Source organism: Paragemmobacter ruber (assembly GCF_009908315.1).
Lineage (GTDB): Bacteria > Pseudomonadota > Alphaproteobacteria > Rhodobacterales > Rhodobacteraceae > Paragemmobacter > Paragemmobacter ruber.
The window spans coordinates 380,064-402,231 of the sequence record NZ_JAAATW010000003.1; the positions used below are offsets into that span (position 1 = coordinate 380,064).

Sequence of the window (22,168 nt, forward strand, 5' to 3'; positions counted from 1 at the left end):
ATCCCGCCTGCAGCCTTTGGGGCGCGCGGTGGCAGAGTCAACTTGCGAATCGATCTCACTGGCCCCACAGGGGCGGATCACTTAAGTCCCGTCACAGGGCTGCGAATGAGGCAGGAGATGGCAGATATCATCGCCCGCTGCGAGGCAAAGGGGCTGCGCATGACCGATCAGCGCCGCGTCGTGGCGCGTGTGATCGGGGACGCCGACGATCACCCCGATGTCGAAGAACTTTATGCGCGTGCGGCGAAGGTGGATCCCAAGATCTCCATCGCCACGGTCTACCGCACGGTGAAGCTGTTCGAAGAGGCGGGCATCCTCGACAAGCTGGAATTCGGCGACGGACGCGCGCGCTATGAAGATGCCGAACGCGACCACCATGATCACCTGATCGACGTGAATTCCGGCGATGTGATCGAATTCGTGGATCCCGAGATCGAGGCGCTGCAGGAACGCATCGCGGCGCGGCTGGGATACAAGCTGGTCGGGCACCGGCTGGAGCTTTTGGGCGTGCCCCTGAAGAAGACCTGAGTCTTGGACGCCCGGGCAGATCCTGCGGGCGCGAACCTGCGCGGCATCCTGCTGATGGTTGCCGCCATGGCGCTGTTCGCGGTCGAGGACATGTTCCTCAAATGGGCCGCCGCCGATCTGCCCGTGGGGATGGTGATCTTCGTGGCCGGGGCCTTTGGCGCGCCGGTCTTTGCGCTGATGGCGCGCGCGCGCAGCCAGCCCATCCTGACCCGCGCTGCGCTGCATCCATGGGTCATCTTGCGCAACATAGGCGAGATGGTCGGGACCTTCGCCTATATCAAGGCGCTGGCCCTTGTGCCGCTCTCGACCGTGTCGGCGGTGCTGCAGGCGCTGCCCCTCGCGGTGACGCTGGGCGCGGCGCTTCTGCTGCGCGAAGCGGTTGGGTGGCGGCGCTGGTCGGCCATCGCGGTGGGCTTCGCCGGTGTTCTGGTGATCCTGCGCCCGGGGATGGACGGGTTCCGCCCCGAGGCGCTTTGGGTGCTTGTCACCGTGGTGGGCCTCGCATTGCGGGATCTGGCAACGCGCCTTCTGCCCGCCGCCTGCAGCACGGCGCAGGTATCCTGCTGGGGGCTGATGTCGGTGGCGCTTCTGGGCGCGGTGATGATGATCCCGGGCGGTGCGGTCATGCCGGATGGGCGCGATGTGGCCGTCCTGTTTGGTGCGCTGGTCTTTGGCACCGCCGGATACTGGGCCGTCGTCGCCGCCAGCCGGACGGGCGAGGTATCGGTGGTTTCACCCTTCCGTTACGCCCGCCTGCTATTCGCCATTCTGATCGGGGCCTTCGTGTTTGACGAGGTTCCCGATGCGCTGACGCTGATCGGGGCCGGGCTGATCATCGGATCGGGGCTTTACGCGCTGGCCCGCGAACGGGCGCGCAAACGCGCCCTTTCCTTGCAGGGCGGCAGCGTTTAAGCACGGGCGCGAGAGCACCACGTTTGCATCACGGAGGCATCGACGCCCATGAGCACGATCATCGACATCCACGCCCGCGAAATCCTCGACAGCCGCGGCAACCCCACCGTCGAGGTGGACGTCACCCTTGAAAGCGGGGCGATGGGCCGCGCCGCCGTGCCTTCGGGCGCATCGACCGGCGCGCATGAGGCGGTGGAGCGCCGCGACGGCGACAAGGCCCGCTACAAGGGCAAGGGCGTGCTTGAGGCCGTCGCCGCTGTGAACGGCGAGATCGCGGAAGAGATCGTGGGCTTCGACGCGCTGGAGCAGGTGGGCATCGACCGCACCATGATCGAAATGGACGGCACGCCGAACAAGTCGCGCCTTGGCGCCAATGCCATCCTTGGCGTGTCGCTGGCCGTGGCGAAGGCGGCCGCCGAACATACCGGCCAGCCGCTTTTCCGTTATGTGGGCGGCACTTCGGCGCGGATCCTGCCAGTTCCGATGATGAACATCATCAACGGCGGCGAACATGCCGACAACCCGATCGACATCCAGGAATTCATGATCATGCCCGTCGGCGCGGAGAATATCCGCGATGCGGTGCGGATGGGATCGGAGGTGTTCCACACCCTGAAGAAAGAGCTTCAGGCGGCGGGCCACAACACGGGGATCGGGGATGAGGGCGGCTTCGCACCGAACCTGAACTCTGCCCGTGATGCACTTGATTTCATTCTGAAATCGATTGAAAAGGCGGGCTACACCCCGGGCGAGGACATCTTCCTCGCCCTCGATTGCGCGGCGACCGAATACTTCAAGGGCGGCCGCTATGAGATGGTGGGTGAAGGAAAATCCCTGTCGATCGAGGAGAATGTGGCCTTCCTTGCAGGGCTGGCCGACGACTATCCGATCATCAGCATCGAGGACGGCTGTTCCGAGGATGACTGGGCCGGCTGGAAGCTGCTCACCGATACGCTGGGCGGCAAGGTGCAGCTGGTGGGCGACGATCTGTTCGTGACCAATCCCAAGCGGCTGGCCGAAGGGATCGCGAAAGGGTGCGCCAATTCCATGCTGGTCAAGGTGAACCAGATCGGCACCCTGACCGAGACCTTGCAGGCGGTCGAGATGGCGCATCGCGCACGCTATACCAACGTGATGTCGCACCGGTCGGGCGAGACGGAGGATGCCACGATCGCCGATCTGGCGGTGGCCACGAACTGCGGGCAGATCAAGACGGGGTCGCTGTCGCGGTCGGACCGGCTGGCGAAATACAACCAGCTGATCCGCATCGAAGAGATGCTGGGTGAGACGGCCGAATATGCCGGGCGGTCGATTCTGAAGGCCTGACCCGCGCGCGCGGCACCCCGTTCGGCGGGGGGCAGCATAGTGTGCAGACAGATGTCCATACCAATCCGGCGCGCGGCACCCCCGCGCGCCGTTTTCATGTGAAGAGGCGCGAGGGGCGGAACGGGGCCAGGGCCGGGCTTTCGCCCTGCCCCAGCACCTCGGCCGCCAGAAGGGCGGCCACATGCGGGGCGAGCGTTGCGCCGGAATGCATCACAGCCACGGACAGCCCCGGCGCCACCGCACCTATGGCGGGCAGACCATCGCCCGGCACCGGGCGTTGCGCCAGGATCAGCCGGTCAGGCCGGATATCGGCCTGCGGGAAGATCGCGCGCAGACGGGCCAGCGTCGCGCGGATCAGCGCGTCGGGACCGGGTAGGTCTTCGCTGGCGTCGGATTGGTGATGCGCGGCGGCGGGCGCGATGAGGCGGCCGTCGCGGTCCTGCCGCACCTCCTGTTCCGGTGTGGCGAGGATATGGGTCAACAGGGGCGGCAGCGGCTGGCTGTGCAGCACCGCGCCGGGGCGGTGCTGCATCGGCAGCGTCAGGCCGAGCGGCACCAACAGCGCGGGCGTGCCGGTCCCGGTGGCAAGGATCACATGATCGGCCATGATCGTGGCCTGCGGCATGCGCAGGCCGATCACCCTGCCCTGTGCGGTGAGCAGCGCCTCGCCCCGCAAACCGAGGATGACCCTCGCGCCGCGCGCGCTGGCGGCAGAGAGCAGGCGGTCGGTCAGCGCGGCAAGGTCCACGGCGCGTTCGGTGGGAAAGAACAGCGCGCGGTCGGGCGGGTTGGCGATAAGCGGCTCCCGCCGCGCGATTTCCGCCCGGTCCAGCAGGCGCAGGGGATAGCCAAGGCGATGCAGGGCCTCGTGCTGGTGGTCGAAATCCGCACCCGTCGCTTCATGCCAAAGGCAGCCTTGCGGTTGGGGATCAAGGCCAAGCTCTGCCGCCAGCGCCTGATGCGCCTCCATCGCGGCGTGGCGCAGGTGGAAATGCGCCTCGGACAGGAAAAAGCTGGCATTGACCCAGCCGAAACTGCCCCCCGACGCCGCCCCCGCCGGGGAACCGGCATCAACCACCGTGACGGTCGCGCCGCCCTTGGCCAACTGATGGGCCAGCGCGGCGCCGGTGATGCCTGCACCAAGGATCAGGATATGGGGTTGCATGGGGGCGCGTTTCCCGGACACTGGATTTGGCGCAGAGTGGCATTGGCCCGCGACGGAGGGAAGCATGGATCAGGCGGATCGGATCATCGCGGAACTGGGCCTTGCCGCCCATCCCGAAGGCGGCTGGTATCGCGAAACGTGGAAAGGGCCGGAGGTGGACGGTCGGGCCGTCGGGACGGCGATCTATTTCCTGCTGAAGGCGGGGGAGCGGTCGCATTGGCACAGGGTGGATGCGGGCGAGGTCTGGCTGTGGCATGCCGGTGCGCCGCTGGACCTGCGGGTGGCAGAGACGGAGGCGGGGCCGCTGGTGGTGCATCGGCTGGGGCCGGATGTGCTGGCGGGGGAGCGGCCGCAGGCGGTGGTGCCGGCGGGCTGGTGGCAGACGGCCGAGGCGGGCGCGGGCTGGGCGCTGGTCAGTTGCTGCGTGGCGCCGGGCTTCCGGTTTGCGGGGTTTGAACTGGCGGCGCCGGGGTTTACCATCGACGGGCGCTGAGGCGATATCCGGCGCGGATGTCGCGGCGGGATCGTGGGCCAGAGGGGCCTGGCGATCCGGGGGGATGGCGGAATCTGCGCCATACTCCGATCCGTCTTCTGTGTCAGAAGCCGTTTGCCGGGGGAGCGACATGGATCACAAGACATGGCTTGCCGCATTGCCAGCCGAGGCAAAGGCGCAGCTGTCCGCCCGTTCGGATGCCGCCGGGCTGCGCCATCTGGCGCTGCATCTGGGGGCGATCCTTGCCCTTGGCGGGATCATCGCGGCGGGTGTGCTGGGGTGGTGGCTCCTTTTGCCGGTGCAGGGGGTGCTTATCGTGTTCCTCTTCACGCTGGAACATGAGGCGACGCATCAGACGCCCTTCGCGCGGATCTGGCTGAACGAGGCGGCGGGCCATCTTTGCGGCTTCCTGCTTGTGCTGCCTTTCCTCTGGTTTCGGTATTTTCATCTGGCCCATCACCGCTGGACCAATATCGAAGGCCGCGACCCGGAACTGGACGGGGCAAAGCCAGAGACGCGGGCGGCGTGGCTGTGGCATGTGTCGGGTCTTCCCTACTGGATGTCGCAGGCGCGGCTGGTGATCGGGCTGGCGCTGGGCCGGGTGCGGGCGCCCTACCTGCCCGAAGGCGCCCTGCCCCGCATCACGCGCGAGGCGCGCGTCCTGCTGGCGGGTTATGCGCTGGTACTTTTGTCGTTCTTCTGGACCACCCTCCTGCTTTGGATCTGGGTGATTCCCGCTCTCTTGGGCCAGCCCTTCCTGCGGCTGTATCTTCTGGCCGAGCATGGCGATTGCCCGCGCGTGGCCGACATGTTCCTGAACACGCGGACGACCTTCACCAACCGCATCGTGCGTTTCGTCGCCTGGAACATGCCCTATCATGTCGAGCATCACGTCGCCCCCACCGTCCCTTTCCATCACCTGCCCGCCTTGCACGCCTTGATGCGCGACCGGCTGGCGGTGACGGCAGAGGGGTACAGGGCCTTTACGCGGGACTATCTGGCCCGCCGCCGCTGATGGGTTTGGGCCGAAGCCATAATCCCGGACTATTGATACCGTTACAATTCAGCATTGGCGTCGGACCCGCGTCTTGGATAGCAGGGGCGCATGACCGACCCTGTGCCCACCCCGACCAAGCCCGAGGACAGCCCGAAGGGCCTGATCCTTGCGATATCCGCCTATCTTCTGTGGGGATTTCTGCCCCTGTACATGAAGGCGCTGTCAGAGGTGCCGGTGCTTGAGGTGCTGGCGCATCGGGTGATCTGGTCGGTGCCCGTGGCCGGGGCGATCCTGATCTGGCTTGGGCGGACAGCGGACCTGCGGGCGGCGATCCGCAGCCCGCGCATGATCGGCATGGCGGCGCTGACGGCGGGGCTGATCTCGGTCAACTGGGCGATCTATGTCTGGTCGATCCAGTCAGGCCAGGCGCTGGAGGCGGCGCTGGGCTATTACATCAACCCGCTGTTTTCGGTCTTCCTCGGGGCGGTGCTGCTGAAGGAACGGCTGAGCCCTCCGCAATGGGCGGCCATCGCGCTGGCCGCGCTGGCCGTCGCGGTGCTGACATGGGAGGCGGGGCGCGTGCCGGTGGTCGCGCTGGCGCTGACGGTGAGCTGGGGCTTTTATGCCTATCTGAAGAAGCGCCTGCCGCTGGGGCCGAACCAGGGGTTCATGCTGGAAGTTCTAATCCTGTCGCCCTTCGCGCTGGGCTGGGTGGGCTGGATCGCGGCACGGGGCGAGATGGTGTTTCTTGCCGATGCCTGGGCGACAGTGCTGCTGCTTTTGGCGGGGGTGGTCACGGCGGTGCCGCTCATGCTCTATGCCAATGGGGCGAAACTGCTGCGGCTGACGACGATCGCCATCCTGCAATATATCGCGCCGACGATGATCTTCCTGACGGCGGTTTTCGTCTTTGGCGAGCCTTTCGGAACGGCGCGGGCGGTGGCCTTTCCAATGATCTGGGCGGCGCTGGTGATCTATACCGGGTCGATGCTGCGGCGTTAGCGCAAGGTGCGCCTGCGGAAGCGGGGGCCAGCCCCCGCACCCCCGGGGTATTTGCAACCAAGATGAAGCAGGGCGACAGGGCGCAAACCGCCTAGTCCGGCTGGCTGAGCCTGCCCCCGCCCACAAGCGCGGCGACGCCCGTGGTCGCGGGACCGGAGGTCGCCATGCCACGCGCCACACGGACGGCAAGGAAGGCGAAGGCCTGCGCCTCCAGCATGTCGCCATCAAGACCGGCAGCCTCGATCGGCTCAGCCTCAACCCGCATCCGGGCGGAGAGTTCCGCCATGATGCGGGCGTTGTGCCGCCCGCCCCCGGTGACCAGAAGGCGGGTGACGGGAACGGGGAAATGTTCCGCCCCGCGTGCCACAGCAGCGGCGGCGGCGGCGGCAAGGGTGGCGGCGGCGTCCTCGGTGGAGAGGTTGCCCATATCGAGGGCCGTGTGAAAATCGTTGCGATCCAGCGACTTGGGCGGCATGCGGTGAAAGAACGGATGCCGCAGGAAGGCGGCGAGACGGTCTTCGTCCACCTGACCCTGCAGCCCGGTCGCCCCGTCGGGATCGAGCGGTTGGCCCGTGCGGGTAAGCATGAGGTCATTGAGCGGCGCGTTGGCGGGGCCCGTGTCGAAGGCCAGAAGCGCACCGTGCGCTTCGGGTGCGGGCTGGCGCGGGTCGATCCAGGTGACGTTGCCGACGCCGCCGAGGTTGAGCATGGCAAGCGGCTGCGTGGCGCCAATCTGGCGGGCGCAGGCGAAATGGAAGAAAGGGGCCAGCGGCGCGCCCTGCCCGCCCATGGCCACATCCGCGCTGCGGAAATCCCAGACCACAGGCACCCCCAGCGCGCGCGCCAGAAGCGCGCCGTCGCCCGCCTGATGCGTCCCCTTGCCCTTTGGATCATGCGCCAGCGTCTGGCCGTGGAAGCCGATCACCTCGGCCCCCGAAAACCGCGACAGAAGCTCGGCATGGGCGGCCTCTACCACCTCGGCCGCCTCGGCCACGCCCGCCTCGCCCGGCCAGCGGCCCAGACCTGCGCGGATCGTGGCCTGTTCGGCGGGGGAATAAGGGCGGAACGCCGTGGGGCCGAAGTCGAGGATGCGCTCCCCGTCGGTCAGGAGCATGGCCGCATCCACCCCGTCGAGCGAGGTGCCTGACATGGTTCCCAGCGCCCAGACCGCTCCTCCGCTTCGCATCTTCCCCTTACCCCCCGGCGCCGCTATACCGCAGCCCGAGTTAAAGCACGGGTGCCCCATGACCTACCATCCGAAATCCGACTTCCTGCACGTGATGATGACGCGCGGCTATCTGGCCGATTGCACCGATTATCAGGGGCTGGACGAGGCTTTGGTGAAAGGGGTGCTGCCCGCCTATATCGGCTATGATGCCACGGCTGCGAGCCTGCATGTGGGCCACCTGCTGAACATCATGATGCTGCGCTGGCTGCAGAAGACCGGCCACAAGCCGATCACCCTGATGGGGGGCGGGACCACCAAGGTGGGCGATCCGTCCTTCCGCGCCGAGGAGCGCCCGCTGCTGACGCCCGCGCAGATCGACAGCAACATTTCCGGCATGCAGAAGGTGTTCGCGCGCTATCTCGCCTATGGTGAGGGCGCGACGGATGCCGTGATGCTGAACAATGCCGAATGGCTGGACAGCCTGAATTACCTCGATTTCCTGCGCGACATCGGGCGGCATTTTTCTGTCAACCGGATGCTGTCCTTCGAAAGCGTGAAGTCGCGGCTGGACCGGGAGCAGAGCCTGTCCTTCCTCGAATTCAACTACATGATCCTGCAGGCCTATGACTTTCTTGAACTCTACCGCCGCTATGGCTGCCGGTTGCAGATGGGCGGCAGCGACCAGTGGGGCAATATCGTCAACGGGATCGACCTGACGCGCCGCGTGCTGGATGCCGAGATCTTCGGCCTGACATCGCCGCTGCTGACCACAAGCGACGGGCGCAAGATGGGCAAATCTGCCAGTGGCGCAGTCTGGCTCGATGGCGGCATGCTGAGCCCCTACGAATTCTGGCAGTTCTGGCGCAACACGACCGATGCGGATGTGGGCCGGTTCCTGAAGCTCTATACCGAATTGCCGGTGGAGGAATGTGATCGGCTGGGCGCTCTGGCTGGGTCCGAGATCAATGCGGCCAAGATCATCCTCGCCAATCAGGTGACCACGCTCCTGCACGGGGCGGAGGCCGCGGCGGCGGCAGAGGCCACGGCGCGCGAGGTGTTCGAAAAGGGCGGGATCGGCGAGGATCTGCCCCGGATTGCGCTGGCACCCGAGGAAGTGGCGGATGGCGTGGGCATCGTGCAACTCTTCGTGCGCGCCGGGTTGGCGGCGTCGGGCAAGGATGCCAAGCGGCTGATCGCGGAAGGCGGAGCGCGGGTGAATGACGAGATCGTCACCGATGTGGCGTTGCGGCTGGGCGCAGGCGATCTGGCCGAACCGCTGAAGCTGACGGCCGGGAAGAAGCGGCACGCGCTGGTGACGCTGGGCTGAGCGGTTCGGACGGAGGCCGGAGAAAAATCTTCCGTGAAGATTTTTCCCCCACGCGGTCTGCCGTGGCAGACCGGGAAGAATTTTCCCTGAAAATTCTTCGCGTTGCGAAAGATTTTCTATGAAATCTTTCGTCGCGGCCGGATGAAAAGAAGGGGGCCGAGGCCCCCTTCTCCGTTTCACGCAAGGCGCAGAGAGGCCTACTCGGCCACGGTCACTTTGGCCATGTAATCCGGCCCGTCCACCGCGCCGTTCGCCGCCTGATCGCCCTTCTTGATGGCGTCCACCACCTCCATCCCGGAAATCACCCGGCCGAGCACGGTGTACTGCCCGTCCAGATGCGGGGCGGGGGCGAACATGATGAAGAACTGGCTGTTGGCGCTGTTGGGGTCCATCGACCGGGCCATGCCCACCACGCCGCGATCGAAGGTGGCATCCGAAAACTCGGCCGCCAGATCGGGCCGGGCCGACCCGCCCATTCCCGCCATGGACAGATCACCGCCCTGGCGGCCGAACTCCACATCGCCCGTCTGCGCCATGAAGCCGTCGATCACCCGGTGGAAGACCACGCCATCATAGGCGCCTTCGCGGGCCAGTTCCGTGACCTGCGCGACATGGCCGGGTGCCAGATCCTGCGCGAGGTCGATCACGATCGTGCCGGTGGTGGAGCCCGCCACCTCGATCACCAGATTCGGACCGGGGCCATCGGTCGCATCCTGCGCCGCTGCGCTCTGGCTGAGGGCAAAGCCCCCCAGCACGGCCAGACCCACCCCGAACAGCCCCGCTGCGAAGAACCGGTCACGCAACATCGGCGGCCACCCGGACGGTGATCATGCGGTCGGGATGGGCGGGCGGTTCGCCACGGGTGATCTTGTCCACATGTTCCATCCCCGAAATCACGCGGCCATAGACGGTGTATTGGCCGTTCAGGAAATGGTTGTTGGTGAAGTTGATGAAGAACTGGCTGTTGGCCGAGTTGGGATTGGCCGAACGCGCCGCGCCCAGCGTGCCGCGATCATGCGGGATGCGGCTGAACTCCGCCGGAAGGTCGGGCAGGGTCGAGCCGCCCGTACCCGCACGGCGCAGGTTGAAGTTGTTTTCCATGTTGCCGTTTTCCACATCGCCCGTCTGGGCCATGAAGCCGTCGATCACGCGGTGGAAGGCTACGTTGTCATAGGCTTTCTCGCGCGCCAGCACCTTCATGCGTTCGGCATGTTTCGGGGCGATGTCGGTCAGCAGCTCGATCACCACTTCGCCATCCTTCAGCGTCAGGATGATGGTATTCTCGGGATCTTTGATCTCGGCCATGGGGGAATCCTCCGTTTGTCCGGGCGGGAACCTAATGGGGCGGGCGGGCCATGGAAAGGGCGAAAGCCTGCGGCATGGGGCCGGTGGGCAGGGGACGGCCAAGCTTGCCACGGTTGGCACGGTTGCCGTGGTTGCCACGGTTGACTGTCGGGGCGAAGGCGCGGCAAGAGGGGCCACAAGTTCCTGTGATGGAGGCGAGGATGGGCTGGAAGACGCTCGACGATGTAGCGCTGGCGGGCAAGACCGTGCTGGTGCGCGTGGATATCAACGTGCCGATGGAAGATGGGCGCGTGACCGATGCCACGCGGATCGAAAAGATCGTCCCCACAGTCGAGGATATCATCGCGCGGGGCGGCAAGGTGGTGCTTCTGGCGCATTTCGACCGGCCGAAGGGCAAGGTCGTGCCGGAGATGAGCCTGTCGCACGTCGCCCCCGCCCTGCAGGCCGCGCTGGGGCGCAAGGTGGTGTTCGGGGCCGATAGCGTGGGCGAGGCGGCAGCCGCGGCCATCGCGGCCGCCGCGCCGGGCGATGTGGTGCTGTTGGAGAATACCCGTTTCCATCCGGGCGAGGAAAAGAATGACCCTGCCCTCGCCCAGGGCATGGCCGCGCTGGGCGATGTCTATGTGAACGATGCCTTTTCCGCGGCGCACCGGGCGCATGCCTCTACCGCCGCCATCGCGGGGCTCTTGCCCACGGCTGCAGGCCGGTTGATGGAGGCAGAGTTGCGCGCGCTGGAGGCGGCGCTGGGCCATCCGGTGCGCCCGGTGGTGGCCGTGGTGGGCGGGGCGAAGGTTTCGACCAAGCTCGATCTTCTGGGCAATCTGGTGACCAAGGTCGATCATCTGGTGATCGGCGGTGGGATGGCGAACACCTTCCTTGTGGCGCAAGGGGTAGAGGTGGGCAAAAGCCTTGCCGAGCGTGACATGGCCGATACGGCGCGCGACATTCTGGGTAAGGCGCGAGACGCGGGGTGCACCATCCATCTGCCGGTGGATGTGGTCGTCGCGCGCGAATTCAAGGCGGGGGCCGCGCATGAGACGGTGCCAGTGGCCGCCTGTCCCGCGGATGCGATGATCCTTGACGCGGGGCCTGCCACGGTGGCCGCGCTGGTGGGCGTTTTCGAAGCGTCGAGAACCCTGATCTGGAACGGCCCCCTCGGCGCCTTTGAGATCAAGCCCTTTGACGCCGCAACAAATGCGGCGGCGCAGGCGGCGGCGCGGCTGACACAGGCGGGCAGCCTCGTGTCGGTCGCGGGTGGGGGCGATACGGTGGCCGCGCTGAACGCGGCGGGGGCAGCGGGGGATTTCACCTTCATCTCTACGGCGGGCGGGGCCTTCCTCGAATGGATGGAAGGCAAGGACCTGCCCGGCGTCGCCGCGCTGATGGGCTGAGGCAGGCCCCTGGGGAGGTCGGAAGATTCCGGCGTCCCGTTGGCGCTAACTGGATTGCGGGCCGTGCGGGGGCTGGGCTATGTCCTTGCGGAGTGCGCATTTTACAGGGAGAGCCGACATGACCACCGCCGCGATGACCGAAAAGATGCGCGAAGGGCGCGGGTTCATCGCCGCGCTCGATCAATCGGGCGGCTCTACCCCGAAAGCGCTGCGCCAGTACGGCATCGCCGATGACGCGTGGAAGACGGAAGACGAGATGTTCGATCTGATGCACGCCATGCGCGCCCGCATCATGACCGCCCCCGCCTTCACGGGCGAAAAGGTGATCGGCGCGATCCTGTTCGAGCAGACGATGGACCGCATGGTGGATGGCATGCCCACGGCCACCTACCTGTGGCAAAAGCGCGGCGTGGTACCGTTCCTCAAGATCGACAAGGGGCTTGAGGCGGAAGCGGACGGGGTGCAGCTGATGAAGCCCATTCCGGGGCTGGAGGCGCTGCTCGCGCGGGCTCGGGCGGCGGGGATTTTCGGCACCAAGGAACGCTCGGTCATCAGTGCCGCCCATCCGGGCGGGATCAAGGCCATCGTCGCGCAGCAATTCGCGCTGGGCGCGCAGGTGGCGGCGGCCGGGTTGATGCCGATCCTGGAGCCGGAGGTGACGATCTCCATCCCAGACAAGGCCGAGGCCGAGGCGATCCTGCGCGATGCCCTGCTGGAGGCGCTGGATGCGCTGCCGCAGGACCGTCAGGTCATGCTGAAACTGAGCTTGCCCAGCGTGGACAACTTCTTTGCGCCGCTGGTGGATCATCCGCGCGTTCTGCGCGTGGTGGCGCTGTCGGGCGGCCATGCGCGGGATGCGGCCAATGCGATTCTGGCGCGCAACCGGGGTGTGATCGCAAGCTTCAGCCGCGCCCTGAGCGAGGGGCTGAGCGCCCAGCAATCCGACGCAGCCTTCAACGCCACGCTGGCCGAGGCGATCGAAGGGATCTGGTCGGCCTCTGTCGGGGGTTGATCGAACGACAGCTGCGCGCGCGGGGCGGGCGGCAGATCCCGCCGCGCGCGGCCCGCTGTGGCATGGAAGCCCCAGATCGCCATCCCTGACCCTGTGGCAGGGGCGAAGCCCTTGGACGGGCGCGCGCTTTGTGGTTCAAATTCCGTAAAGCGTCCCCGTCAGAGGGGCGATCGAGGCAAGATCAGATGAACCAGACATCCACCCGCCCCTCGCTTGGTGCCATGGCCTATTTCCTGATGGCCTTCACGCTGGGCAGCTATTTCACCTTCGCCGCCGTGCAGGGCGATTACGGCGTGTTCCGTCAGGTGGAAATCGCCGCCGAGGCCGAGGTGCTGCACGCCGAGCGGGACCGTCTGGCCGCCGAACTGGCCGAGATGGAGAACCGCACCCGCCGCTTGTCGGATGATTACCTCGACATCGACCTATTGGATGAACAGGCGCGCGCCGTGCTGGGTTATGTCCGCGCCGATGAGATCGTGATCCAGTAAGGGCGGCCCCGTTCCGGGCCCGACCTGCCCCCCTATCGCCACAGCGCGCCGCCCCTTGAAGGCCCCGTATCAAGCCCGGGGTGCGGTTCCCCTGCCTTTCCGGCAACGCATGGCAGCCATGCGCCGGCCCACAGGACGGGCCGGTTTTTTGTTTTGACCCAAGAAACCCCGATACGGTATAGATCGTTTAACGTTGAACTAGTTTTGCCGCCGACCAAGGGGAGGATACCGCCGATGGCCGCGAAGAAGCCAGCCGATCGACCGAACGTGTCGAAGGAAGAGTTGCTGAAATTTTACCGCGAAATGTTGCTGATCCGCCGGTTCGAAGAGAAGGCGGGGCAGCTCTACGGGATGGGCCTGATCGGGGGCTTCTGCCACCTCTATATCGGGCAGGAAGCCGTGGTCGTGGGCCTTGAGGCCGCCGCCAAGGAAGGCGACAAGCGCATCACCAGCTATCGCGACCATGGTCACATGCTGGCCTGCGGCATGGATGCCAAGGGCGTGATGGCAGAACTCACGGGCCGCATCGGGGGCTATTCCAAGGGCAAGGGCGGCTCCATGCACATGTTCAGCAAGGAGCGCCATTTCTACGGCGGCCACGGAATCGTGGGCGCACAGGTGCCGCTGGGCGCGGGTCTGGCCTTTGCGGACAAGTATCTGGGCAATGACAACGTGACTTTCGCCTATTTCGGCGACGGGGCCGCCAACCAGGGCCAGGTCTATGAGACCTACAACATGGCCGAGTTGTGGAACCTGCCCGTGGTCTTTGTGATCGAGAACAACCAATACGCCATGGGGACCAGCGTGAAGCGGTCCACCAAATCGCCCTCTCTGTGGGAGCGCGGCGCGGCCTATGGGATCAAGGGCGAGGCCGTGGATGGCATGGACGTGCTGGCGGTCAAGGCCGCGGGCGAAAAGGCCGTCGCGGCCTGCCGCGCAGGGGATGGGCCCTATATCCTCGAAATGATGACCTACCGCTATCGCGGCCATTCCATGTCGGACCCGGCGAAATACCGGACGCGCGAGGAAGTGGAAAAGATGCGCAGCGAAAAGGACGCGATCGAACATGTGCGCGACCTGCTGTTGCAGGGGGGCCTTGCGTCGGATGACGACCTGAAGGCCATCGACAAGGAGATCAAGGCGCTGGTCAACGAAAGCGCCGAATTCGCCAAGGAAAGCCCAGAGCCCCCGCTGGAGGAGCTCTGGACGGATATCTACGCGTAAGGGGGGAACCAGAATATGGCAACGCAAGTATTGATGCCCGCGCTTTCCCCGACGATGGAGGAAGGCACGCTGGCCAAGTGGCTGGTGAAGGAAGGCGACACGGTCAAGTCCGGCCAGATCATCGCCGAGATCGAAACCGACAAGGCCACGATGGAATTCGAAGCCGTCGATGAAGGCACGGTGGGCAAGCTTCTGGTGGCCGAAGGCACCGCGGGCGTGAAGGTGAACACGCCCATCGCCGTGCTGGTGGAAGAGGGGGAATCGGCAGACGCCGCCCCTGCCCCGGCCGCTGCCCCTGCGGCCTCCCCGATTGCCGCCGCCGCGCCCGCTGCTGCTTCGGTGCCTGCGCAGGTGGCCGCCCCCGTCGCCACCCCCGTCGCCGCCGTTGGCTGGCCCCATTCGGACCTGCCCGAAGGTGTGGCAACCAAGACCATGACCGTGCGCGAAGCGCTGCGCGAGGCGATGGCCGAAGAAATGCGCGCCGATCCCAACGTCTTCCTGATGGGCGAAGAGGTGGGCGAATATCAGGGCGCCTACAAGATTTCCCAAGGTCTCCTGGATGAATTCGGCGCCAAGCGCGTGGTGGATACCCCCATCACCGAACACGGCTTTGCCGGTATCGCCGTGGGGGCCAGCTGGGGCGGATTGCGGCCCATCGTCGAATTCATGACCTTCAACTTCGCGATGCAGGCCATCGACCACCTGATCAACTCGGCCGCCAAGACGCTGTACATGTCGGGCGGCCAGATGGGCAGCCCGATGGTCTTTCGCGGCCCGAACGGCGCCGCCGCCCGCGTGGCCGCCCAGCACAGCCAGGATTACGCGGCATGGTATGCCGCCATACCGGGCCTGAAGGTCGCGATGCCCTATTCGGCGGCGGATGCGAAGGGCTTGCTCAAGACCGCGATCCGCGATCCGAACCCGGTGATCTTCCTTGAAAACGAAATCCTCTACGGCCGCTCCTTCGAGGTGCCGGTGCAAGAGGATTTCACCATCCCCTTCGGCAAGGCCTCGATCCTGCGAGCGGGCACGGATGTGACCGTCGTCTCCTTCGGCATCGGCCTGACCTATGCCCTGCAGGCGGCGGAAGAACTGGCGAAAGAGGGGATCAGCGCCGAGGTCATAAACCTGCGCACGCTGCGCCCCATCGACTATGACACGGTGCTGGCATCGGTGATGAAGACGAACCGCTGCGTCACGGTCGAGGAAGGCTTCCCCGTCGGATCCATCGGCAACCACCTTGCGGCCACGATTATGCAGCGCGCCTTTGATCATCTGGATGCGCCGGTTGTGAACTGCACAGGCAAAGACGTGCCGATGCCCTATGCGGCGAACCTTGAAAAGCTGGCGCTGACGACGACCGCTGAAGTGGTCGCCGCCGTCAAATCCGTCTGCTACCGGTAAGGGAGGGGAACATGGCAACTGAAATCCTGATGCCCGCCCTCTCTCCCACGATGGAGGAAGGGACGCTGGCGAAATGGCTGGTCAAGGAAGGCGATACCGTCAAATCCGGCCAGATCATCGCCGAGATCGAAACCGACAAGGCCACGATGGAATTCGAGGCTGTGGATGAAGGCACGGTGGGCCGTATCCTGATCGCCGAAGGAACGGCGGGGGTGAAGGTGAACACTCCCATCGCCGTACTGGTGGAAGAGGGCGAAAGCGCCGATGCCGCCCCTGCAAAGGCGGCGGCTCCGGCAGCTGCCGCGCCTGCGGCGGCCCCGGTTGCAGCGTCGGCGGCCCCTGCCCCCACAGCACCCGCCGCAGCACCCGCCGCAGCTAGGGCCGATGGCGCGCGCGTCTTCGCCTCGCCGCTTGCCCGCCGCATCGCAGCGGAAAAGGGCCTTGATCTGACCAAGGTGCAGGGCAGCGGCCCCCATGGCCGCATCGTGAAGGTCGATGTCGAAGGGGCCAAGCCCGTGGCAGCCGCGCCTGCCCCGGCGGCGGCCCCCGCGCCGGCGGCAGCAGCAACTGCCGCCCCGGCGGCGGCCATGCCCACCGGCCCCTCTGCAGAGACGGTGCTGAAGATGTATCAGGGCCGCGACTTCACCGAGATGCCGCTCGACGGCATGCGCCGCACCATCGCGGCGCGGCTGACCGAAGCCAAACAGACGATCCCGCATTTCTACCTGCGGCGCGAGGTGCGGCTCGATGCGCTGATGGCCTTCCGCGAGCAGATCAACAAGCAGCTGGAAGCCCGCGGCGTGAAGCTGTCGGTCAATGACTTCATCATCAAGGCCTGCGCCTTGGCATTGCAGGCGGTGCCGGATGCCAATGCCGTCTGGGCGGGCGACCGCATCCTGAAGCTGAAGCCGTCGGATGTGGCGGTCGCCGTGGCCGTGGAAGGGGGGCTGTTCACCCCCGTCCTGAAGGACGCGCATCAGAAATCCCTCTCGGCCCTGTCGGCCGAGATGAAGGATCTGGCGACGCGGGCCAAGACGAAGAAACTCGCCCCCCACGAATATCAGGGCGGTAGCTTCGCCATCTCCAACCTCGGCATGTTCGGGATCGAGAATTTCGATGCCGTCATCAACCCGCCCCATGGCGCGATCCTTGCCGTGGGCGCCGGGATCAAGAAGCCCGTGGTGCAGAAGGATGGCAGTCTCGGCGTGGCAACCGTGATGTCGATGACGCTGTCTGTCGATCACCGCGTGATCGACGGGGCGTTGGGAGCGCAACTGTTGCAGGCCATCGTCGACAATCTGGAAAACCCGATGGCGATGCTGGCCTGACGGCAGGATGAAAAAAAGCCCCCGGAAGCAACCGCTTCCGGGGGCTTTTTCATGCGTCACATCAATCGCAGTCGACGCAACCCGTCAGCTTGTGATCCATCGACACGGCGGGCTGCGAACAGCCCGCCTCTCCCACGATCCGCGCCGGAACGCCCGCCACCGTCTTCATCGGCGGGATGTCCTGCAGCACCACCGAGCCCGCCGCGATGCGCGAGCAATGGCCGATGGTGATATTGCCCAGAACCTTCGCCCCCGCCCCGATCAGCACGCCATTGCCGATCTTGGGATGGCGGTCGCCATCCTCTTTCCCTGTCCCGCCCAGCGTCACGGAATGCAGCATCGACACATTGTCGCCCACCACCGCCGTCTCGCCGATCACGATGGAATGGGCGTGGTCGATCATCAGCCCCTTGCCGACCTGTGCCGCCGGATGGATATCCACGCCAAACACCTCGGACACGCGCATCTGAACGAAATAGGCAAGGTCGATCCGCCCCTGTTCCCACAGCCAATGGCCCACACGATAGGCCTGTACCGCCTGATACCCCTTGAAGAACAGGATCGGCTGGATGAAGCGGTGGCAGGCCGGGTCGCGGTCATAGACCGCCATCAGATCGGCCCGCGCCGCCGCGCCAAGTTCTGGGTCGCTGTCATAGGCCTGATCGGCGATTTCACGCAGGATCTGTTCGCTCATCTCGCCCGAGGCGAGCTTCAGCGAAAAGCGGTAAGCCAGCGCCCGCTCCATCGTCGCATGGTGCAAGAGGCCAGAATGCATCAGCCCGCCCAAAAGCGGCTCTGTCGCGATCGCCTCGCGCGCCTCGTCACAGACACGGGTCCAGACCGGATCGACGGCTGTCACCTTCGGCTTGATTTCGGCCATACCACGCCCTCCTTGCAGAGGCCCTGTTCTAGCACATCGCTTCGGCACAGGACAGACCAACCATGGTCGCGCCTTCCACGCGGCAATCGCGGTGGCGGCCCCGGCCAAGGCCTTTAGGGCGGCCGGGCCATAGCCATGGCCCAGCCGCCCCCCCTCCGGCCCCAGCCGCGCCATCAGGCTGCCATCGCCCCAGCGCGGGTGGGGCCGCCTCATCCGGCGCATGTAGCGATGCGCGGCATGGGCCTCGGCAAGGGCGCGGGTGGCACGACCCTCGTCCTCGGCCAGCGCCGCCGCCAGCGCCAGCAGATCGCCCACCAGCACCCGCCGCATCACGCCACCTGCACCGCCCGATAGGGCCCCGCGCCGAATCGCGCCGACAGTTGCGCCACCTCTACCGTCACCGGGTCCGGACCATCGGCCTGCCGCCATGCGGGCGGATAGGTCCATTCCGGCACCGTCACCTCCACCTCGCGCAGCACCACGGCCCCCCGCCGTACCCGCAGGTGATAGGCCTCTCGCTCCTCGCCCAAAGGCACCTCGGCCGAGGTCCAGTTGTCCCCGTCGATCCGCGTCCGCCGCAGCCAGTGCAGGCGCAGCCCCCCCGCCCCCGGCCCTGCCCGCAGATGCCCCACCGACAAGGGCCGCAGCCCGATCCCGGCAAAGCCCAGCCGCCGCTCCACCACATCCGGGTCGTCAAAGCCGCGCTCCGCCGCCCCGATGCGCCAGGTCCGCTCCAGCCCGCGCAAGGACGGCGGCAGGTCGATCTGCGTCACCGCCGCGTCGATCAGCACCACCTGGCTTCCTGCCGGCCAGAAGGTCGGCATTTCCGCCTCTGTCCCGGCCTGCCCCCGCAGCCGCATCGACAGATCCCAGGTGTTCGGCCCAACCAGCGCCGCCCCCGCGAACTGGAACAATTCCCAACCCTCCGCGCTGCCATCCCCGATGGCCGCCAGATTGGCCCCGTTCAGCACCGCCCCTTCCGCCGCCGCCGCCACCGCGCCGCTGGCAAAACGCACCCGCAGCGCAGGCCCCCGGTCCCACAAGCCCGCCCGCGCCGCGGCCAGCGCATTCTCTGTCTCGCCCATCACGGCGGGCTGCGTGCGCAGCCCGTTCAGCGTGAACCCATCCGCCCCATCCGCACCCCACAGCGCCACCCGCCCGGGCCAGGGCGTGGCCGTCACCGCCAGATGCGGCGCCTGCGGCTCTTCCTGCCCGGTCATCAGCGGTAAATCGAGGAACAGGGGATAGACCGGCACCGCCGGCAGGAACGGCGCGATGCTGCCCCGCGCGCGCCCATCCGGCCCCGGCAGATAGACCCCCGGCTCCACCCGCGACGCCTCCACCCGCATGAGGCCCGCCTGTTCCGCCCGGTCGATCCGCCAGCGCTGCCCGGCCAGCCGCACCACATCGCCCACGGCCAGCCGCACGCCCGATGGCGGCAGCGCAAAACGCGCCACGTCGCGCCCCACCCGCGCCTCTGACAGCCAGCGCTCCGCCATCGCCCGCGCCTCTTCGGGCAGCAGCGCCAGAGGCACTTCCTGATCCAGCGCCGCCGCCCCCGCATGATCGGGGCGCAACACATCGGCCACCAGCCGCCGATACTCCCCCTCGCCGTCCAGATAGGCCACGCGCAGCCGCCCCGCCGCCTCGGCCTCGGCCCCGCGCTGGATCACCAGCGCAGGCTCCTCCCCGTCCACCGCCAGCGCGGCCTCCTCCACAACGCGCGCCACCCGCGCCATGCGGCGGCGAAAGGCCAACCGCCCACCCCGCTCTGCCGCGTCAAAGCCGCAGGACAGCATCAGCGGCTGGATCGCCGCCCGCCCCGTGCTCAGGCTGTCCAGCGCATAGCCGCGCACCACGCCCTGCACGCCGTCCAGATCGGGCAGATCCAGCCCGGCGCGGCCCGCGATTTCCGCCAGCACCGCCTCCACCGGCTGCGCCGTCGCCCGCCCGTTTAGCCAGTGGCCCCGCGCATGGTTCGGGCCATCCGCCCATACCTCTTCGCGCAGGGGAAAGGCCGGATAGGGCCGCGCATCCCAAGCCCAGGCATGGGCATGGCCCAGATCTACCATCGGCCCGCCATAGACGGGCGAAAGCGGGTTCACCCCCGCCGTCCCCCAATGGGACAGAAGGGCACGGTAATACTGCATCTGGATCAGGTCATCCCGCATCCCCCTCGACGCGCGCGGCAAGGCCCCTTCGGATGAGGCGGCATCGAAGAACAGGTTCGGCTGGTTCGTCCCCTTGTCCACAGCCGGGCAGCCATATTCGGTGAACCAGATGGGCTTGCCCATCGGCACCCAGTCCGTCGGCAAAGCCGCACGCACCCCCCCGATACGTTCATGATGCGGCAGGCCCCACCAGTTGCGGATATCCTTCACCCGCCAGATCCACGGCTCCCCCGCGCCGTCGGTGATGGGTTCGCGCCGCTGCGCCGCCTCGCCCTCGGGCGCGGCATAGAACCAGTCATACCCCTCGCCCCCTTCGACATTGTCCCGCAGGTAGCGCAGATCATGGATGCCGCCCCGATCGGCATCCGCGTGATCCTCGCCCTCGCGCCAATCCGACAGGGGCATGTAATTGTCGATCCCCACGAAATCGACCGCCGCATCCGCCCAGAGGGGATCGAGGTGAAAGTACCGGTTCCCATCCCGGTTCAACCCGGAATACTCCGTCCAATCCGCCGCATAGCCGATCTTCACCGCAGGCCCCAGGATGGCCCGGCAGTCCGCCGCCAGCGCGCGCAGCGCCGCCACGGCGGGAAAGCTGTCACCCGCGCCCCGGATGGCCGTCACCTCGCGCAGTTCCGATCCGATGCAGAAGGCCTCAACCCCGCCCGCCGCCGCGCACAGATGGGCGTAATGCAGGATGAACCGGCGCAGGCCCCAATCCTCGGCCGGGCCGGTATAGGTAATCGTCTCTCCGCTGCGCGTGAAATGCGCAGGCAGCGCCGCGCCGAAAAAGGCCGCGACCTCGGCCGCCGCCGCCACCGTCCGGTCGGGCGTTCCCGCCCGTCCCGGTGCGACCGACAGCGTGATCCGCCCCCGCCACGGCAGCACCGGCTGATCCTCTGCCCCGCTATAGGGATCGGTCAGACCATTGCCCGCCACCTGCTCCATCAGGATGAAGGGATAGAACATCACCCGCTGGCCTCCCGCCCGGATCGCGCGGATCGCCTCGATCACCGCCGCATCCGCAGGTGTGCCGCCATAGATCGACCGGCCCGCGACGCGCGGCACCTCCGCCGCCTGCGCCCGCCCGATTCCGCCCGCGCGCCACGGCATGCCGATGCCGTCCAGCGCCACCTGCTCCACCTTCGGGCGGATGTCGCACTGCCCGCAGCGCAGATCACTGCCGAACCAGGACACCACCAGCGAAACCGACTCCACCCCCGGCAGTTCCCGCCGCATCTGCCCCAGCGACACCGCCAGATCGCTCTCGCCCGCGGGGCTGTGCTGGTTCACCACCGTGCCGCCGCCCAGTCCCCCGGGCAGCGTCACCTTGCGCATCGCCAGGCTGTATTCCCCCGTCCCGGGAATCAGCGCCACGCCCCGGATGGCCGCCGCGAAGGGCGGCACCTGATCGGCCAGCGCCCCCTGTGCCGGTCGGATCACCTCAAAGGTGAATTGCGGCACCCGGTTGCCATACTCGGCCAGCGCCAGATCTTCGAACACCACATAGGCCGTGCCGCGATAGGCGGGCGCCGCTGCTGCCCCCTCTACCGCCGCGATCTTGGGATCGGGCAGCTGCGTCTCCGACCCCGGATAGACGCGCATCCCCAGCCGCGCCGGATCGACCTCCGTCCCATCCGCCCAGACCCGGCCCACGCCTTGGATCACGCCTTCGCACAGCGCCACCGCCACACTCACGCCATAGCTGTAGCTTGTCACCGTCGGGCGCGGGGCTCCCTTCCCGCCACCGCCCGATTGCGACACCATCTCGGTGAATGGCGCGGCCCAGATCACCTGCCCGCCCACCCGCACCCGGCCCCAGACCATGGGCAAGGTCCCACCAAAGCCCGATGACATCAGCCGCAGCCGATCCAGTCGCCCGGTCGCCACCGGCTCCGACCCTGCGCCGAAAAGCCGCTGGTCGATGGCGCGCCCCACCGTGGCCCCCACGGCCCGCCCGATCACCGCGCCCGACAGGCCCAGCACCGTGCCGCCAAAGCCCGCGCCCACAAAGGCCCCCGCCGCCGCAAGGATGATCGTCGCCATG

General features: G+C 67.1%; 19 protein-coding genes and 1 pseudogene. 13 read left to right on the plus strand and 7 right to left on the minus strand.

Annotated elements, in window-relative coordinates; genetic code table 11:
• Positions 1 to 117: 117 nt before the first annotated feature.
• From GU920_RS14040 to eno, 3 genes are read left to right on the plus strand one after another with little or no spacing between them, the layout of a single operon-like run.
• Positions 118 to 528, plus strand: coding sequence for a Fur family transcriptional regulator (locus GU920_RS14040; RefSeq protein ID WP_161767708.1), 411 nt, complete (start codon positions 118 to 120; stop codon positions 526 to 528).
• A 3-nt stretch (positions 529 to 531) separates the two neighbouring features.
• A complete protein-coding gene (locus GU920_RS14045) occupies positions 532 to 1,440 on the plus strand; it encodes a DMT family transporter (protein ID WP_268894645.1) in 909 nt (302 codons plus the stop codon).
• Between the two features lie 48 nt (positions 1,441 to 1,488).
• Entirely contained in the window at positions 1,489 to 2,766 is a 1,278-nt protein-coding gene (eno, locus tag GU920_RS14050; RefSeq protein ID WP_161767709.1) for a phosphopyruvate hydratase, read from the plus strand.
• A 94-nt stretch (positions 2,767 to 2,860) separates the two neighbouring features.
• On the opposite strand, the gene GU920_RS14055 is transcribed toward eno, so the two are convergent.
• On the minus strand, positions 2,861 to 3,931 hold the full coding sequence (locus GU920_RS14055) for an NAD(P)/FAD-dependent oxidoreductase (protein ID WP_161767710.1): 1,071 nt from the start codon (positions 3,929 to 3,931) through the stop codon (positions 2,861 to 2,863).
• A gap of 64 nt (positions 3,932 to 3,995) precedes the next feature.
• On the opposite strand from GU920_RS14055, the gene GU920_RS14060 reads away from it, so the two are divergent.
• The 3 genes from GU920_RS14060 (at position 3,996) to rarD (ending at position 6,423) form a co-directional block, all read left to right on the plus strand.
• Complete coding sequence (locus GU920_RS14060) at positions 3,996 to 4,424, plus strand: cupin domain-containing protein (RefSeq protein ID WP_161767711.1); 429 nt, start codon at positions 3,996 to 3,998, stop codon at positions 4,422 to 4,424.
• Between the two features lie 130 nt (positions 4,425 to 4,554).
• On the plus strand, positions 4,555 to 5,439 hold the full coding sequence (locus GU920_RS14065; RefSeq protein WP_161767712.1) for a fatty acid desaturase: 885 nt from the start codon (positions 4,555 to 4,557) through the stop codon (positions 5,437 to 5,439).
• A gap of 90 nt (positions 5,440 to 5,529) precedes the next feature.
• Positions 5,530 to 6,423 (plus strand): EamA family transporter RarD, encoded by an 894-nt coding sequence (gene rarD, locus GU920_RS14070; protein WP_161767713.1) that lies wholly within the window; start codon positions 5,530 to 5,532, stop codon positions 6,421 to 6,423.
• Between the two features lie 91 nt (positions 6,424 to 6,514).
• Here rarD and GU920_RS14075 read toward each other — a convergent pair whose 3' ends face one another.
• Positions 6,515 to 7,609 (minus strand): anhydro-N-acetylmuramic acid kinase, encoded by a 1,095-nt coding sequence (locus GU920_RS14075; protein ID WP_161767714.1) that lies wholly within the window; start codon positions 7,607 to 7,609, stop codon positions 6,515 to 6,517.
• A 58-nt stretch (positions 7,610 to 7,667) separates the two neighbouring features.
• Here GU920_RS14075 and tyrS point away from each other — a divergent pair, with 58 nt between their 5' ends.
• The gene (tyrS, locus tag GU920_RS14080) at positions 7,668 to 8,918 is read left to right on the plus strand and encodes a tyrosine--tRNA ligase (protein ID WP_161767715.1); all 1,251 of its coding nucleotides are present in this window, start codon (positions 7,668 to 7,670) and stop codon (positions 8,916 to 8,918) included.
• 197 nt (positions 8,919 to 9,115) lie between these two features.
• Here the strand turns inward: tyrS and GU920_RS14085 are convergent, their stop codons facing one another.
• Positions 9,116 to 9,724 carry a peptidylprolyl isomerase gene (locus GU920_RS14085; protein ID WP_161767716.1) on the minus strand — a complete coding sequence of 203 codons (609 nt, stop codon included), beginning with the start codon at positions 9,722 to 9,724 and terminating at the stop codon, positions 9,116 to 9,118.
• Entirely contained in the window at positions 9,714 to 10,223 is a 510-nt protein-coding gene (locus tag GU920_RS14090; RefSeq protein WP_161767717.1) for a peptidylprolyl isomerase, read from the minus strand. Before GU920_RS14090 ends, GU920_RS14085 begins: the two co-directional genes overlap by 11 nt.
• Positions 10,224 to 10,423: 200 nt before the next feature.
• Here GU920_RS14090 and GU920_RS14095 point away from each other — a divergent pair, with 200 nt between their 5' ends.
• The 6 genes from GU920_RS14095 (at position 10,424) to GU920_RS14120 (ending at position 17,070) form a co-directional block, all read left to right on the plus strand.
• On the plus strand, positions 10,424 to 11,614 hold the full coding sequence (locus tag GU920_RS14095; RefSeq protein ID WP_161767718.1) for a phosphoglycerate kinase: 1,191 nt from the start codon (positions 10,424 to 10,426) through the stop codon (positions 11,612 to 11,614).
• A gap of 118 nt (positions 11,615 to 11,732) precedes the next feature.
• Positions 11,733 to 12,626 (plus strand): fructose bisphosphate aldolase, encoded by an 894-nt coding sequence (locus GU920_RS14100; protein WP_161767719.1) that lies wholly within the window; start codon positions 11,733 to 11,735, stop codon positions 12,624 to 12,626.
• Positions 12,627 to 12,811: 185 nt separating this feature from the next.
• Positions 12,812 to 13,114, plus strand: a complete 303-nt coding sequence (locus tag GU920_RS14105; RefSeq protein WP_161767720.1) for an FtsB family cell division protein — start codon at positions 12,812 to 12,814, stop codon at positions 13,112 to 13,114.
• A gap of 234 nt (positions 13,115 to 13,348) precedes the next feature.
• Positions 13,349 to 14,338: a pyruvate dehydrogenase (acetyl-transferring) E1 component subunit alpha gene (pdhA, locus tag GU920_RS14110; RefSeq protein WP_161767721.1), complete on the plus strand. Its 990-nt coding sequence runs from the start codon at positions 13,349 to 13,351 to the stop codon at positions 14,336 to 14,338.
• Positions 14,339 to 14,353: 15 nt separating this feature from the next.
• Positions 14,354 to 15,742 (plus strand): pyruvate dehydrogenase complex E1 component subunit beta, encoded by a 1,389-nt coding sequence (locus GU920_RS14115; protein ID WP_161767722.1) that lies wholly within the window; start codon positions 14,354 to 14,356, stop codon positions 15,740 to 15,742.
• 11 nt (positions 15,743 to 15,753) lie between these two features.
• The gene (locus GU920_RS14120; RefSeq protein WP_161767723.1) at positions 15,754 to 17,070 is read left to right on the plus strand and encodes a pyruvate dehydrogenase complex dihydrolipoamide acetyltransferase; all 1,317 of its coding nucleotides are present in this window, start codon (positions 15,754 to 15,756) and stop codon (positions 17,068 to 17,070) included.
• Positions 17,071 to 17,131: 61 nt separating this feature from the next.
• On the opposite strand, the gene cysE is transcribed toward GU920_RS14120, so the two are convergent.
• The 3 genes and pseudogenes from cysE to GU920_RS14130 form a co-directional block, all read right to left on the minus strand.
• The gene (gene cysE / locus GU920_RS14125; RefSeq protein ID WP_161768098.1) at positions 17,132 to 17,950 is read right to left on the minus strand and encodes a serine O-acetyltransferase; all 819 of its coding nucleotides are present in this window, start codon (positions 17,948 to 17,950) and stop codon (positions 17,132 to 17,134) included.
• A gap of 177 nt (positions 17,951 to 18,127) precedes the next feature.
• Positions 18,128 to 18,397 (minus strand): annotated as a pseudogene (locus GU920_RS19910) (DUF7742 family protein); the annotation flags it as partial.
• Entirely contained in the window at positions 18,280 to 22,167 is a 3,888-nt protein-coding gene (locus GU920_RS14130) for a baseplate multidomain protein megatron (RefSeq protein WP_161767724.1), read from the minus strand. The gene GU920_RS14130 and the pseudogene GU920_RS19910, both read right to left, overlap by 118 nt.
• Position 22,168: the final 1 nt, after the last annotated feature.